This window comes from Rhizobium sp. 05N49 (assembly GCF_056396805.1).
In genome coordinates, this window is the sequence record NZ_JBFTME010000001.1 from 239,421 (window position 1) to 254,589 (window position 15,169).

General features: G+C 61.8%; 13 protein-coding genes and 1 pseudogene. 7 read left to right on the forward strand and 7 right to left on the reverse strand.

Annotation, left to right across the window (positions count from 1 at the left end; genetic code table 11):
• The first annotated feature begins 64 nt into the window (after positions 1-64).
• The 3 genes from AC1DF8_RS01265 to AC1DF8_RS01275 all read left to right on the forward strand — a co-directional run bounded on the left by AC1DF8_RS01265 (position 65) and on the right by AC1DF8_RS01275 (position 3,169).
• Positions 65-538 (forward strand): VOC family protein, encoded by a 474-nt coding sequence (locus AC1DF8_RS01265; RefSeq protein WP_007817690.1) that lies wholly within the window; start codon positions 65-67, stop codon positions 536-538.
• A gap of 208 nt (positions 539-746) precedes the next feature.
• A complete protein-coding gene (locus tag AC1DF8_RS01270) occupies positions 747-1,166 on the forward strand; it encodes a GFA family protein (protein WP_477994704.1) in 420 nt (139 codons plus the stop codon).
• A 134-nt stretch (positions 1,167-1,300) separates the two neighbouring features.
• Complete coding sequence (locus tag AC1DF8_RS01275; RefSeq protein WP_477994706.1) at positions 1,301-3,169, forward strand: ABC transporter ATP-binding protein; 1,869 nt, start codon at positions 1,301-1,303, stop codon at positions 3,167-3,169.
• A gap of 45 nt (positions 3,170-3,214) precedes the next feature.
• Here AC1DF8_RS01275 and AC1DF8_RS01280 read toward each other — a convergent pair whose 3' ends face one another.
• From AC1DF8_RS01280 to AC1DF8_RS01290, 3 genes are all read right to left on the reverse strand, one after another.
• Positions 3,215-4,138, reverse strand: a complete 924-nt coding sequence (locus tag AC1DF8_RS01280) for a hypothetical protein (RefSeq protein WP_477994708.1) — start codon at positions 4,136-4,138, stop codon at positions 3,215-3,217.
• Positions 4,139-4,394: 256 nt separating this feature from the next.
• Positions 4,395-4,784 carry a response regulator gene (locus tag AC1DF8_RS01285; RefSeq protein WP_029616473.1) on the reverse strand — a complete coding sequence of 130 codons (390 nt, stop codon included), beginning with the start codon at positions 4,782-4,784 and terminating at the stop codon, positions 4,395-4,397.
• 20 nt (positions 4,785-4,804) lie between these two features.
• On the reverse strand, positions 4,805-7,900 hold the full coding sequence (locus AC1DF8_RS01290; RefSeq protein WP_477994710.1) for a CheR family methyltransferase: 3,096 nt from the start codon (positions 7,898-7,900) through the stop codon (positions 4,805-4,807).
• 140 nt (positions 7,901-8,040) lie between these two features.
• On the opposite strand from AC1DF8_RS01290, the gene AC1DF8_RS01295 reads away from it, so the two are divergent.
• Positions 8,041-8,421 carry a response regulator gene (locus AC1DF8_RS01295; protein ID WP_018115192.1) on the forward strand — a complete coding sequence of 127 codons (381 nt, stop codon included), beginning with the start codon at positions 8,041-8,043 and terminating at the stop codon, positions 8,419-8,421.
• A gap of 55 nt (positions 8,422-8,476) precedes the next feature.
• On the opposite strand, the gene AC1DF8_RS01300 is transcribed toward AC1DF8_RS01295, so the two are convergent.
• A complete protein-coding gene (locus AC1DF8_RS01300) occupies positions 8,477-9,265 on the reverse strand; it encodes a class I SAM-dependent methyltransferase (protein ID WP_113147350.1) in 789 nt (262 codons plus the stop codon).
• 114 nt (positions 9,266-9,379) lie between these two features.
• Between AC1DF8_RS01300 and AC1DF8_RS01305 the strand changes: the two genes are divergently transcribed.
• The 3 genes and pseudogenes from AC1DF8_RS01305 to AC1DF8_RS01315 all read left to right on the forward strand — a co-directional run bounded on the left by AC1DF8_RS01305 (position 9,380) and on the right by AC1DF8_RS01315 (position 12,338).
• Complete coding sequence (locus AC1DF8_RS01305; protein ID WP_477994713.1) at positions 9,380-10,516, forward strand: ABC transporter substrate-binding protein; 1,137 nt, start codon at positions 9,380-9,382, stop codon at positions 10,514-10,516.
• A 5-nt stretch (positions 10,517-10,521) separates the two neighbouring features.
• Positions 10,522-11,592 (forward strand): FecCD family ABC transporter permease, encoded by a 1,071-nt coding sequence (locus tag AC1DF8_RS01310; RefSeq protein ID WP_477994715.1) that lies wholly within the window; start codon positions 10,522-10,524, stop codon positions 11,590-11,592.
• Positions 11,586-12,338, forward strand: a pseudogene (locus AC1DF8_RS01315) (ABC transporter ATP-binding protein). Before AC1DF8_RS01310 ends, AC1DF8_RS01315 begins: the two are co-directional and overlap by 7 nt.
• A 56-nt stretch (positions 12,339-12,394) precedes the next feature.
• On the opposite strand, the gene AC1DF8_RS01320 reads toward AC1DF8_RS01315, so the two are convergent.
• The 3 genes from AC1DF8_RS01320 to AC1DF8_RS01330 all read right to left on the reverse strand — a co-directional run bounded on the left by AC1DF8_RS01320 (position 12,395) and on the right by AC1DF8_RS01330 (position 15,092).
• Complete coding sequence (locus tag AC1DF8_RS01320) at positions 12,395-13,171, reverse strand: hypothetical protein (RefSeq protein WP_112546899.1); 777 nt, start codon at positions 13,169-13,171, stop codon at positions 12,395-12,397.
• An 83-nt stretch (positions 13,172-13,254) separates the two neighbouring features.
• Positions 13,255-14,568 carry an epoxide hydrolase family protein gene (locus AC1DF8_RS01325; RefSeq protein WP_477994718.1) on the reverse strand — a complete coding sequence of 438 codons (1,314 nt, stop codon included), beginning with the start codon at positions 14,566-14,568 and terminating at the stop codon, positions 13,255-13,257.
• Positions 14,569-14,651: 83 nt separating this feature from the next.
• The gene (locus AC1DF8_RS01330) at positions 14,652-15,092 is read right to left on the reverse strand and encodes a VOC family protein (RefSeq protein WP_477994719.1); all 441 of its coding nucleotides are present in this window, start codon (positions 15,090-15,092) and stop codon (positions 14,652-14,654) included.
• Between the last annotated feature and the right edge of the window lie 77 nt (positions 15,093-15,169).

Consider the following 15,169-nt stretch of genomic DNA (forward strand, 5'->3'; position numbering starts at 1 on the left):
TGGAGAAAAACGCTTTCCCCCTTATGTCTCTGCCATCAGGGAGAAAGCGACGGAGGAGCGCGCAATGCACAAGAACACGATCTGCGTCTGGTATGACAAACACGCCGAAGAGGCCGCCCGCTTCTATGCCGGGATCTTTCCGGACAGCAAGGTCGGCGCCGTCCACCGTGCCCCCGGCGATTATCCCGCCGGCCAGCAGGGAGACGTGCTGGTGGTGGAATTCACGGTTGCCGGAATCCCCTGCATCGGGCTCAACGGCGGTCCCTCGATCAAGCATAGCGAAGCCTTTTCCTTTCAGATCTCGACCGAAAATCAGGAAGAGACTGACCGCTACTGGAACGCAATCGTCGGCAATGGCGGCCAGGAAAGCGAATGCGGCTGGTGCAAGGACAAATGGGGCGTCTCCTGGCAGATCACCCCGCGCGCTCTGATGGAAGCGATGCAGGCTGGCGGAGCCGAGGCCAAGCGTGCTTTCGACGCGATGATGACCATGCGCAAGATCGACGTCGCGGCAATAGAAGCAGCCCGCCGCGGCTGAGGCCGCAATCGCAGGGTCGCAAGCGGCGCCTTTTCCCCAAGGCATCGTCTTTCCAGGCGGGGATCGCTTTGAACATGCCCGTCATGGGCATGTTGAGCTGATGCTCCGCTCGTGGCACAGTCGAAAGTGCCGCCGCCGCTCGCAAGCGCCACACCCGGCATCTTCCCCGACATCGCGATGTTCAATCCCACGAAAACAGGAGTTTCCGATGGCCGATGCCCGATGCAGCTGCGGAGCGCTCAGATTGGCGCTGCCGGATAAACCACATGCGGTGATTGCCTGTCACTGCATCGAATGCCAGAGACGGACAGGCGCCCCTTTCGGCGCCGGTGCCTTCTATCCCGCCGAAGCCGTCACTGTGTCCGGTCTCGGCAAGCAATACACGCGCGATGCGGCAAGCGGCGGAAAGGTGCATTCCTACTTCTGCCCGAACTGCGGCTCCTCGGTCTATTGGACAGCCGACAACCTGCCCTCGATGATCGGCGTGGCTTTGGGAGCCCTGACCGACGTGAGCGAGCTCCCGGCACCCGCCAAATCGATCTTCGAGCAATCGAAACATCATTGGGTGGGTATCGACGCTGCCGGCGAGCACTTCCGGCAAGGCAGCGTCGTGCGGACGTCGAGTTGATACTTCGCCCCGCGATTTCGAGATTTCCAAAATTTCTGATTGAGATTGCAGCCGGAAGATGATTCGATGCGACGCGCGTCGCCTGATACGCCCGCCCTCTTCCCGATGCCGCACCCGAGAGGCTCAAGTCGATCATGTCGATTTCAGATGCGATCTACCGTCCCTTCGAAACGCTGATCCGGCCGCTCGATATCCCCTACCGTCCGCTGCCGTCGAAAGGGCCGGTGACGGTGCTGCTGCACTTCATCTCGATGTTTCGGGGCATCCTGATCGCGCTCGCCCTCTGCACCATGGCGATCGAGGCCATGAATCTGACGATCGTCTGGGGCCTGTCGGTCATCGTCGATGGCGTCACGCAGCAGGGTGCCTCGGCTTTCCTGCGCAATGACCGGCCACTGCTGATCTTGCTCGGCCTGATGCTCTTCCCCGCCATCCCTATTGCCTCCTTCCTCGTCAACACGCTGAATTCGCATACGCTCGGCATCGGCATGCCGGCTGCCATTCAGTGGCAGGGCCACCGGGCGGTGGAGCGGCAGGATCTCGCCTTCTTCCACGATCTCTATGCCGGCCAGGTCGCCTCGCGCCTCCAGCAGGTGGCCTCCGCCGTCCAGCAGCAGGTCATATCGGCCTTCCAGTCCATCCCGCGCTTCATCATGCAGATGGTCGGTTCCGTCATCCTTCTGAGCGCACTGTCCTGGCAGCTTGCGCTGCCGACCATCGTCTGGATCACGCTCAACGTAGTGCTCGCCGTCAGGCTGGCGCCTGTCTTCACCGAACGGGCACGCCGCTCCGCCAAGCGCCGCAGCCTGATTTCCGGCGCCATTACCGATCTCTACGCCAATATGCAGATGGTGAAACAATTCGCCGCCGAAGACAGCGAGGCGGGTACTATCCGAGGCATCATCGGCAAGGCGATCAAGGCCCAGCAAAGCGAACAGCGTATCTATCGGACAGCAGAGGTCATCGTCGTCGTCCTCAACGTGACGCACTGGCTGGCCATCCTGTCGATCGGCTTTACCGGGCTCGTTGACGGCTTCATCACGATCGGCGAATTCACCGCCGCCGTTTATGTTCTCAACCGGCTATCCGGTCACACATTTACATTCCTGCAGATGGGCCAGCAGATTTTCCAGGCGATCGGCACGATCAAGGACGCCATGCCGGTCATGACGACACCGCCCACCATCACCGACCGGCCGGATGCGCAGGACCTTGTCGTCCCGAACGGCGAAATCCGCTTCGACGCCGTTGGCTTCGCCTACAAATCCGGCAAGCCCGTCATCGACAACCTGTCATTGACCGTCCGTCCCGGCGAGAAAGTCGGCCTTGTCGGCCTCTCGGGCGCCGGCAAGACGACGCTCGCCAACCTGCTCCTGCGTTTCTACGACATCAAGGACGGCGTGATCCGGATCGATGGGCAGGATATCCGTTCGGTCACCCAGTCAAGCCTGCGTCGCGCCATCGGCGTCATCGCCCAGGATGTCGCGCTGCTGCACCGCTCCGTCGGCGACAATATCCGCTACGGCCGGCCCGAGGCCACGCAGGAAGAGATCGAGGATGTGGCGAAGATGGCAAGCGCCGATCTCTTCATCGCCGATCTCGCCGACAGCGAAGGCCGCACGGGCTACGAAGCCTATGTCGGAGACCGCGGCATAAAACTCTCGGGCGRCCAGCGCCAGCGCGTGGCGATCGCCCGCGTGCTCTTGAAGAATGCCCCGATCCTGGTGCTCGACGAGGCCACCTCGGCTCTCGACAGCGAATCCGAAGCCGCCATCCAGGAGCGTCTGAACATGGTGATGGAAGGCAAGACGGTCATCGCCATCGCCCACCGCCTGTCGACCATATCGAGCATGGACCGCATCATCGTGCTCGACCACGGCCGCATCGTCGAGGAAGGCCGGCCGGAAGAGCTGATCGAAGGCGACGGGCTGTTCGCGCGCCTTTGGCGGCGCCAGACGGGTGGCTTCATTCCGGAAGAGATTGAAGAGGGTGCTTCGGGTTAGCGGCAGCGGCGGGCAGTAATTGCGCCGACGCCGGAGAGCTTGACCCTATTGCTCGCCAGCCTGCTCGGGCACATGAGAACATGCCCATTCGAACGCTTCGTCGATCGCCGCAAACTTGACCGCCTGCCAATACCGATAGTCCCGGACCAGCTCTGCCGAAATCCAGAAATCGCCGCGGTCGCCGGAAGCGTCCCATCCGGCAATTTCAAGCACCTGAGCACGCTCGAACAGGCGCCGCGCGTGGGTTCGGGAGATGGCGTAGCGCCTGGAGAATTCTCCGACGCGCAAAGGCCCGATGGACATGCGCGTTTCCAGCTCCTTTTCCGGCGGCAATCGAGACATCAGGTCGTGCAGGATATTGCTGCCGGAAGCGGTTCGAACGAAAGTATCCACGCTTTGCCGAGGGCTGGCCCAGTTCGGATCGCGAAAGAGGCTCTCCGACATTCTTGGCTGCGCATACCACAGCAAGCGCCGATCGGCCGATGATCGCTGGAATCGGGTGCCCCGATCGAGCATATCGAGCGATTTCAGATGTTCGTCGAACCATTCGCGAATCAGGGTTTCGGCAGTTTCGGAAATTCTGAGCGGGCGAGCGCGCTTGTCCGCGCGTTCATGAACATCGACCAGAAGACCGTAATTGCGCATCTCCGCCAGATGCGCGAATACCGTGTTCTTGGAGGCAATGTCACTCTCGGCGATGAGGGCCTTCAGGTTGGCAGCCGTCAGGCCCGGGTGGGACGGCGACGTGACACGCCGAAAATGAAAAGCCAGAATTGACTGCGTCAGCAACCATCGTTTCATGTCGGCGGTATAGCGCACGATACGGGGCGCGGCGTCGTGCATGGCGATGAGCTTCAGCGCCGCATCCTTCAGGGCGAGCGCGTAAAGGCGATTTTCCACAATGGCTTCGACGGTCAAAACCTCGGCCGCATCAGTGGCGGAGCGCATTGCGGCTGATATGGACGTCAACGGATCTCTCCAGGCAAGTTCGAACTGGACAAACTACGGCCTGAGCGACCTGCAGCTGGCCTTCGCGGCGTTGGTATGCCCTTGCGCGCCCCAAGCTCCCGTGCGTGCACTTTCTTGAACGCGAAGCTTCGCCGGCAGTCGGCCATCACCTGCTGCACCATGTCCCTTAAAATAGAATTGCAAACTACAGCCACCCATCCCGCCGGGACCGGTTTTGGCGCAAGACCGATCAAAATGCCGCACCGGTGCGCAATCATCACGCATCCGATACCGGCGATCCGAAAAGGCCCTGAGCGATATTCTCCAGCTCTATCGGCTTGTCGCAGAGAATATAGCCACCAAACCGCTCCGGAATGATGGATGGATCGTACGCCGTGGCGAAAACGAACGGTATGCCGAGCTCTTCGAGCCGTTCTGCCACGGGGAAGACCAGCGCGTCGGACAGAAAAACATCAAGGATGGCGGCATCGATCTGCTCATCTTCGATCAGGAAAAGCGCATCGTCGACGCGTGGCGTCGGACCGATCACGACCGCGCCGAGCTTGACAAGCTCCCTGCGGGTTTCCTCTGCGAGCAGAAATTCGTCCTCGACGACAAGCACCCGCTTTCCTGCAAAGAGGGAACTCCTGGGAAAGCTGGATTTCAATGGCTCACTCCACCTGGCCGCTAGCTGAGCGGGAACGAGAGGCTAACGGTTAAACCACCGGGAGCGAAATTAGTTTCAACCTGTCCGCCGAGCCGGTAGCCGATCTCCCCCTGCATCAGCGACATGCCAAAACCGTCCGACTGCGGATCCTTGACTGCCGGGCCGCCGCGTTCACTCCAGTCGAGGATGAAGGAGCGATTCCCGAGCTGCCAGCGGATATCTATGTGCCCCTCGCCATTACTCAAGGCCCCGTATTTGGCAGCATTGGTCGCAAGCTCGTGGATGACCATTCCGAGCGCAAGCCCGCGTGGCGGATTGAGCTTGTATTCCGGGCCGTCGAGCGTGACCCGATCGGCGCCGAATGGCGTCAGTTCCTGGGTGATCAGCTCCTGCACCGACGCCTCTTTCCAGTTCTCGCGTGAAAGCAGGCCGTAAGTCCTCGACATGGCTTTGAGCCGGCCGACGAAGGCTGCGTGAAACGCCTCCGGCGAGGCAGCCGATTCCAGCGTCTGGGTCGCGATGCTGATCGCCACCGCCAGCATGTTCTTGACACGATGATTGAGCTCGGAAATCAGCACCTTCTGGTGCTTTTCGGCTTCGGCCAGCGTGGTGACGTCGATCAGCGTCACGATCACACCGTCGATCCTGTTGTTGTCGCCGCGATAGGGAATGAGCCGGGCCAGAAAATGACGCCCCTGGTCGTCGCGCGGAAGGTGATGATCGAGGTTTTCCCCCGAAGCGAAAACCTCGCCAATATGGTCGTTCAGCTCCGGATAGTCGATATCGCTGGAGAGTTCGGTCAGTGGCCGGCCGACATCGGATGCACGTAGCTTGAAAAAATTCGACGCTGTCGGCGTGAAATTGCGGATCACCAGATTGCGGTCGAGGAAAATCGTCGGGATCTGTGTGGCGTCGAAGAGATTTTTCAGATCGTTGTTGGCCCGGTCGAGCTCCTCGATCTTGCTGTTGAGCTCGGCATTGATCGTGTTGAGCTCCTCGTTGAGGGACTGCATCTCCTCCTTGGAAGCTTCGAGCTCCTCGTTGGAGGATTGAGCCTCTTCGTTGACCGATACCAGCTCCTCGTTGGAGGACTTCAGTTCTTCGAGCGCCGTCTCATATTCCTCGATCGTCGACTGCAGGCGTTCGCGCGTGTCGCGCAGCTCCCTCTCGAGGTCGGCCGTCCCTTCCAGGCTCCGCTGGACGCGTTCGGCTTCCGAGCGCGCCTGCGGCGGTCCAAGCGTCTGAAACAGGACGACGTAGAGCGCTTCGCCTGACTCGCGATTGCCGAGCGGCTCGACCGCCAGCGACACCGGCTGAACGCGGCCATCATCGTCATCAACGACGATATTGTCCTTGGTGACACGCTGTCTCGACGAGACGCATTCCCGCAGGGCTGCCCTGAGATCAAGCCGCAGATCCCGTCTTGCCATGTTGATCAGCTGGCGGCTCGGCGCGCCCTGCGGCACTTCCAGAAATTTGCTCGTGCGCCCGGACGAATAGACGACATCACCGTCCGCATTCACCACGACGTGAGCCGGTGCGAATGATTCCAGCACCTGCGCTTCGACCGCCTGCCGCAACTGCACACCGCCCAATCCACGCGGCTCGATTTTTGCAGAGGCCGTGAACGGCGCATATCGTTCGTCCCCGATCAGGATCGGAAGACGGTGCGCGCTGGCATGTTCCCGCGTCTGGAAGATGCGGTTCTTCTTGTCGACGGTGGTAAAGAGATCGCCGTGCTGGGCGATCCCCTCCGACGTCCCGAGAAAGAGGTAACCGCCGGGTTTCAGCGCATAATGGAATGTCGGGATGACCCGGTTCTGTACTTCAGGTCCGAGATAAATCAAAAGGTTGCGGCAGGACACGAGGTCCATCCGGGAAAACGGCGGATCGCGGATGACGCTATGCGGAGAGAAGATGCACAGCTCGCGGACGCTGCTGCTGACGACGAAACTGGCTCCGTCGCTGCTGAAGAATTTCTTCTTGCGCGTGCTCGAAACGCCCTCCAGCAGCGCCTCCGGATAACGCGCCGTCCTGGCGATCTGCAGCGCCGGCTCATCGATATCGGTCGCAAATATCTGCACCCTTGGTACGTGCGACAGCCGCTCCATGTGTTCGCGCATGAGAATGGCGATCGAATAGACTTCCTCCCCCGTTGCGCAGCCCGGCACCCAGATACGCACGGTATCGGTCGCAGTTCTGGAGGCGAACAATTGCGGGATGACGGTGGTTTCGAGCACCGCAAACGCGTCGGCATCGCGGAAGAAATTGGTCACGTTGATCAACAGATCGCTGAAAAGCCGCGAAACTTCATCGGGATCCTGCTCCAGCACGGCGACATAGGCCTCGATGGTCTTCAATTGCTTGACCTGCATGCGTCGACGCACGCGCCGCAGGAAGGTCTTGGTCTTGTAGCCGGAAAAATCATGGCCGGTCTGATTGCGAAGGATCGTGTAGATACGCTCGCGTGCCTGTTCGAGATCGCTCGCCTTGTTATGTTCGCCAGCCTCCCCGACATCGGAAAGAAGATCGAAGCTGCGTGCGAAAGCGACCAGCTTTTCACCCATCTGCTCGGCCGGCAGTGCGAGATCGATGAGACCGCTGGAAATCGCGCTTTGCGGCATATCCGGATTGCGGGGGCCGGAACCGTCGGCAATCTGCGCGATCGTCAGCCCGCCGCGCTCCTTGATGGCCTTGACACCTAGCGTCCCATCCCCGTCGCCGCCGGACAGGATAATGCCGACGGCATAGTCGCCCTGGTCTTTCGCAAGCTCGCCGAAGAAGACGTCGATGGGCTTGCGCTCCCTGGAATTGACGTCGAGCGGCTTGACGGAAAGCACGCCGTCATGAAGGCTCAGCACCACATTTTCCGGCATGACGTAGACTGTTTCGGAAACCACCTTCAGCTTGTCGGCGGCAAGCACCACTTCCATGTCGGTATAGCGGGCAATCACCTCATGCAGGCGGCTTTCGCGGTCAGGGTTCAAATGGGTCACGACGACGAACGCCATGCCGCAGCGCTCCGGCAAGCCCTGGAAGAACCCTTCCATGGCCGGGATCCCTCCCGCCGAAGCGCCAATGCCGACGATCGGGAATTTCGGATTTGCGTGTACCATTTCACCGCTCCTCAAGACCGAAGATGGCGGCCTTACAATCGGTAGAATTAGGGAGCGGAAGTCTCTTTGGCAATCTCCATTTACTCAGCGCGTTTCTGCCATATTTCACTCCTGAAACCACGACGATATGGAGCGCTCAGGTGGAAGAAAAGCTCGGCCATGTGCTCATTCTGGAAGATGAATATCTGATCGCATTCGATCTTGCGGAAGCGTTCGAAAAGTACGGGGCAATGATCGTCGGCCCGTTTGCAAGCCTCGCGTCTGCCAGGGCAGCGATCGAAAACACTCCAGAGCTCGACGGCGCCGTGATCGATATCAATCTCAGGGGAGAATTGAGCTTTCCTATCGCCGAGATGCTGCGGGAAAGGCACGTCCCCTTCATCTTTACGAGCGGTTACGACCAGCTCGCCATACCCTCATCCCTCTGCCAGGTGCCGCTGGTAGCGAAACCCGCCGATGCCGGAGAAGTAGCCGGGCTGCTCGCAAACCTCATCGGCAAGGGGCGCCCGACCCTTCAGTGACCGCACATCGCCAGCCACGCGCTCTTCGCGCGTGACGCAGGCCCCCGCCAAAAACCTAGGCCAGCGGCTTCGTCGCGCAGATCGCAAAACGGTCCTGCACCATGCGCTCGAGCCCGCGCAGGAAGGGCATCTTGCGCGCCTGCGCCCAATGGATGTCCGAAAGCTTGCGGTCCACGACGATATTGTCGAAGCCCGCCTGGCGCAAAAGGTCGACGATCGCTTCGGCCGGCATCTTGTCGGAGAAATGGACACGCGAGCGGATCGCCTGGTGACGGGCCATCATCTCGGGCTTCATGTGGCTCGCCGGCGCCTTGCCCGTCAGCTTCGTCCAGACTTTCTGCAGGCTCTTGACCCAGGTCTCCTTGCCCATGTTGCCGTCGACGATCAGCACCTTGCCACCGGGCTTCAGCACGGAGAACCATTCCCGGAAGGCCGAGGCCGGATCGACCAGCGTCCAGACGAGGTGCCGGTTGGTGATCACGTCATAGCTGTCCTTTGGCTCCATGGTGTTTTCCGCGTCCCCCGAGACGAAGCGGATATCGGTGCCGCGCTTCTTGGCCTTGGCGCGCGCCTGCGCCAGCATCGCATCCGACCAGTCGAGCCCCGTCACCTTGAAACCCGCCCCATGCATCAGATGCGAAATGACAGCCGTGCCGCAGGCAAGATCGAGCGCTGCCCGCCCCTGCCCCTCGCCGAGATGCTTGCGGATCAGCCGCTGCCAGCCGGCGCGCTCGGCTTCGGAAAAGATTTCATGGCCTACACTCTCGTCGAATGTCGCTGCGCGTTCAGACCAGAAGTCCCGGATTTCATCGCGAATAGAGTAGTTTGTGTTCATCGTGTTCATTATCTGCACCCAGGCGCCGTACTACTTTGGAAATGCTCTAAAACATAAAACTTGATTCCGAAAGTCAGTTTTTCTATGCCTCGGGACATTACCAAGGACCGGGGGAGTTTCCAGTTGAATCTTTTGAGTTTGCTTAGACTATCCGCAGTTGCGGTTGCGGCCATTCTGCCACTCCAGGCTATGGCCGAGCCCTTCACCATCAAGGATGTGGCCGGCCGCGAGGTCACCTTCGACAAACCGGTCGAGCGTGTGATTCTCGGCGAAGGCCGCATGCTCTATGCCGTCGCCCCGATCGAGAAGGATGATCCCTTCGCCAAGATCGTCGGCTGGCGCAACGATCTCTGGACCACCGACAAGGATGGCTTCAACGCCTATGTCGAGAAATTCCCTAGGGGTAAGGACCTGCCCTTCCTCGGCAACCTGACGGACGGAACGCTGCAGACCGAGACCGTCGTCGCCCTTCACCCCGACGTCATGCTGCTGCCGATCGGCAACAAGAAGGCGGCCGACGAGGTGAAGCTCGAGGACATGCTGAACAAGATCGGCGTGAAGATCGTCTATATCGATTTCCGCGAGCACATCCTGGCCAATACCGAGCCGAGCCTGGAAATCCTCGGCAAGCTCTTCGGCCATGAAGACCGCGCCGAAGCCGTCGCCGCCTACTGGAAAGAGCAGATGGCGCGCGTCACCGACAAGCTGAAGCAAGCCAATCCGAAGAAGCCCAACGTCTTCATGTATCGCGCCGCCGGCCTCGTCGAGTGCTGCGGCACGTTCGGCCCCGACAATTTCGGCCTCATGGTCGATTGGGCCGGTGGCCATAATCTCGGCTCCGATTTCCTGCCCGGCTATACCGGCTCGATCAATGCCGAACAGGTCGTCGCGTCCAATCCTGACGTCGTCGTCGTCACCGGCTCGAACTGGAGCCAGACCAAGGACGCCAAGGATTACGTCAATGTCGGCCCGGCCGCTGCCGGCACCATCGACGACAGCAGAAAGGCGCTCGATGCGCTGATGCAGAATCCGGCCTTCACCGGCTCCAAGGCCGTTGCCGGCGGCAATGTCCACGCGATCTGGCACCAGTTCTATACGAGCCCCTACCAGTTCGTCGCCGTGCAGCAGATGGCCAAGTGGTTCCATCCGGACCTCTTTGCCGATCTCGATCCGGATGCGACCTTCAAGGAATTCCACGAGAAGTTCCTGCCCGTCGCCTATCAGCCGGGTTACTGGGTCGACGCCAAGGCCGGAAAGTAAGGCCAATGGCAGAGATCGCCGCCATGCCGATCGAAGCCGAGGAAGGCAKGGCGCGTTACCGCGCCCTCGCCCGCCGCAAGTTTTTGATCCTCGTTGCCATGACGGCAGCGCTCTGCCTGTCCTTCGCCGTCGATCTCGCCTGGGGACCGGCCCGCTACGGTCTCGACGAGGTCGTGACGGCCCTCTTCGATCCCGACGCCGTCTCGGCGCAGGTCCGCGCCGTCGTCTGGGATATCCGCATGCCGGTCGCCGTCATGGCGATCGTCGTCGGCGCCTCGCTCTCGGTCGCGGGCGCGCAGATGCAGACGATCCTTGCCAATCCGCTGGCAAGTCCCTTCACGCTCGGCATTTCCGCCGCCGCAAGCTTCGGCGCGGCACTCGCCATCGTCACCAGCGTGCCGATCCTGCCCGTTGCCGCCGGCCTGCTCGTGCCGGTCAATGCCTTCATCATGGCGCTGGTCGCAACCCTCTTCATCCATTTCATCTCGCAGGCGCGCGGCGTCTCGGTGCAGACGGTCGTGCTGCTCGGCATCGCCCTCGTCTTCACCTTCAATGCGGCTCTCGCCTTCCTGCAATATCTTGCCTCGGAACAGGCCCTCTCGGCCGTCGTCTTCTGGACCATGGGCAGCCTCACCAAGGCCACCTGGCCGAAGATCTGGATCACCCTTGCCGTATTGCTCTTTGCGCTCCCGCTCTTTGCCCGCCATGCCTGGGCGCTGACGGCGATCCGCCTCGGCGAGGACAAGGCGGCAAGCTTCGGCGTCAATGTCCGCCGCATCCGGCTGGAGACGATGCTGATCATCTCGCTGCTGGCGGCCGTGCCCGTCAGTTTCGTCGGCACGATCGGCTTTGTCGGCCTCGTCGGCCCGCATATTGCCCGCATGATCCTCGGCGAGGATCAGCGCTTCTTCCTGCCGGGCTCGGTCCTCTCGGGCGCGCTGCTGCTGTCGGTCACCTCGATCGTCTCGAAGTCGATCATTCCGGGCGTCGTCTTCCCGATCGGCATCATCACCGCACTCGTCGGCGTGCCCTTCTTCTTCTCGCTCATCCTCTCGAACAGGAGCCGCTCATGGTAGCGCTTCAGCTGCAGTCGGTCGGCGCCTATCACGGCCGCAAGCTCTTCGTCGAAGACGTGACCACCCCGAAGATGAATGCCGGCGAACTCATCGCCGTCATCGGCCCGAACGCCGCCGGTAAGTCGACGCTCTTCAAGCGCATCACCGGCCTGCTGAAGGGCCCGGGAAACGTGCTGGTCGAGGGCGCCAGGACGAAAAACGCCATCAGCTACATGCCGCAGGATACCTCGGCCAATGCGGTGCTGACGGTCTATGAATCCATCCTGCTCGCTCGCAAGCAGGGTCACTCCTGGGGCGTCAGCGATCAGGAACTGCGGCTGATCGACGACATCATGAAGGCGCTCAACATCGAGGCGATCGCCTTTCGCGATCTCGGCGCTCTCTCCGGCGGCCAGCGCCAGCTCGTCTCCATCGCTCAGGCGCTGGTGCGCGAGCCCGAAATCATGCTGATGGACGAGCCGACCAGCGCGCTCGATCTTCACCGCCAGGTGGAAGTCTTGGATTTCATGCAGCGTCAGGCCCGCTAGCGCGGCATGATCGTGCTGATCGCCATCCATGATCTGAATCAGGCGCTCCGCTTCGCCGACAAGGTTCTGATCATCCAGAACGGCCGCATGCGTGCCTGCGGTGAACCGCGCGACGTCGTCACCGTCGATATGCTGCGCGAGGTTTACAAGATCCACGCCCGCATCGAGAAATGCTCCAGGGATCACGACCACGTCATCGTGGACGGCACGGCGCATTAAAGGCGCACCGCTGAAACGGCGCGCCCTTATGTCAATGCATCACTGATTTATAATCGCTATCGGCCCCGCGGCAGCGTCTGGTCCTGCCGCATCCCGTCGATATCCTGAGCCTGGCGAAGCTCGCGTTCCGCGCGCTCCTGGGACTCTTCCACCGTGCGGTGATGTCCTGTCGGCGCGATGTCATCGCGCAGATCCTGATCGAGCGGCGCCTCGTCGTCGAGATCATAGGCGCGGACGCGCGGGGAGTTGGGATCGAGCCGGCGGGTGTAGTGTCCGGCAGGCATCGCCGGGCCGGCAACGCCTGCGGCATCGGCGGCAAAGACGTCGTCCTGTGCGGCACGCGCCTGCCGCGCCCGCTCGGCCTCATCCGCCTCGCGAGCCCTGCTTGCATCATATTGCGATGTTGCGAAAGCCTCGTTCGACTTGCTCGTGTTCCAGCCCTCGGCGCGCCAGAGGTCGGCACGTTCATCCATGTCGATGGAGCCTTCGTCATCGAGGATATCGTGGGCGATGCCGTAGGTCGCGTCGTCGACCTCGACCGAGATAAGAAAGCCGCCACGGCGCAGGCCCTCGGCATAGACCGACCGGTCCTCGTCAGGGAAAAGCCAGTCCTCCAGCTTCGACCAGAAGCCGCCACGGTCGTCCCCGGCAACGCCGGCCTTGTCGCCGTCGGCTTCATATCCCGGCATCATTCGGACATTGCTGATGTCGAGGTTCTTGAGCCGGTCGATCGCGCGTTCGGCGTCGTCACGGCTGTCGAAGAAGGCACTGAGCGTACTGTGGCCCCCGCCGCCTGAGAATGCGGGAGCGCTGTCATTGCGGAGATTGCTCATCGGGATTCCTCCTCCAGGTTTTCCTCTCCGCAAACGGACGAAAAAGCCCGATGTTCCCCATCGATGTGGAGAAATGCGATCTTCTAGGAGCGCAAGGTCCTGAACGCGGCCCGGACCTCCCCGGCGAAGAGTTGCGGCTCCTCCCAGGCGGCGAAATGCCCGCCCTTTTCAGCCGCATTGTAATAGATCAGCTGCGGGTAGGCCCTGGCGAGCCAGTGCCGCGGCGGCCGGTAGACCTCGCCGGGAAAGACGGTGACGGCGACCGGAACCTTGACCGGTTCCAGCTTCGCTCCCCCTGCGACATTCTCCCAGTAGATGCGCCCGCTCGAAGGCCCGGTATTGGTGAGCCAATAGAGCGTGATATTGTCGAGAACGGCCTGCCGGCCGAGCGCCTGTTCGGGATCTCCGCGGGTAAACACCCAGTCGGCAATCTTGTCATAGAGCCAGGCCGCAAGCCCGACGGGAGAATCCGCAAGCCCGTAGCCGATCGTTTCCGGCCGCGTTCCCATGATCGCGGCATAACCGAAGCCATTGGCGAGGAAATCCCGGGCCTCCGCGAAGATCACCTTCTCCTCCGGTGACAGGCTGTCGGGCGCCGGCGCACCGCTCATCAGCGCCTGAGCGGCGTCGGGCGGAAAGGTAGTGGCGCGCTCGACCCTGTTGACGTGAATGCCGAGCAGCCCCTTTGGCGCCTGTCGCCCCAGCGCATCGCTGATGATCGCACCCCAGTCGCCGCCTTGCGAGACATAGCTGGTATAGCCGAGCCGTTTCATCAGCGTGTCCCAGGCGGCCGCAATGCGTTGCGGGTTCCAGCCCTTTTCCGTGGGCTTGCCGGAGAAGCCGAAGCCGGGGATCGATGGGATCACCAGATGGAAGGCATCGCCAGCCGTACCGCCATGCGCGGTCGGATCGGTCAGCGGGCCGATCACATCGATCAGCTCGAACACCGATCCCGGCCAGCCATGCGTCATGATCAGCGGCAGGGCGTTCTCATGGCGGGAGCGCACATGGATGAAGTGGATATCCACCCCGTCTATCCCGGTCACGAATTGCGGAAAGGCATTCAGCCTCTGCTCCGCCTTGCGCCAGTCGTAGGAAGACTGCCACTCGTCCACGAGTGCCTTCAGCCGCTCCGGCTGCACACCCTGCGCACGGTCACGCACGGTTTCCCCGTCAGGCCAGCGGGTGGCGGCAAGCCGCCGCCTGAGATCGGCAAGTGCGGCCTCGGGAATATTGGCCCGGAACGGCCGGATTTCGCCGGTCGGCGCTTCCGCCGCGACCGGATCGGCCGCAGCCGCAACCGAAGCAAGCGTCGCCGCAACCCCGGCCGCCGCGCCCGCAAATAGCAGCGAACGCCGCGACATCTTCAACGTCTCGATTGATTGCCCTGATTTCATGACATGCCTCCATTCCATCGGAAGGTTCGCGGCCACATTTCAGACGCTTGGCAACATGCGCCTGAAATGGACCGGAAGCGATCTCAGGCTTCGTCAGGCCCGGCCCGGTAAACCAGGAACTTGTTGCCCTCGGGGTCGCGGAAATAGGCGCAGTAAGGCCCCTCGCCGTTCTCCCCGCGCGGCCCTGGCGCGCCCTCGTCCGAACCGCCTGCCTGCAGCGCTGTTGCATGGACTTCGCGCACCTGAGCGCGAGAGCGTGCCTCGAAAGCCACCATGCCGCCATTGCCGACATTGGCCGGCCGGCCGTCGAAGGGCTTTATCACGCCGAATTCCAGCGTGCGCTCGCCGTAATAGACGGCCCTGCCGGGCTGGACCAGAAACCGGCCAATGCCGAAGACGGCCATGAGCCTGTCGTAGAATTCGGCCGCAGCCTCGAGATTATTGGTGCCGACGGTGGAATGCCCCGGCAGGCCGCGCACTCTTTGAGGCCCGGCGCTTTTCAGATTTACGGTCATGTCGTTCATGTCTCATCATCCTTTCATGCGACAGCACGGCCTCTGCCTGCTGCCTGCGGTGGACGCGGGCCATTCCCCGGCGCCGC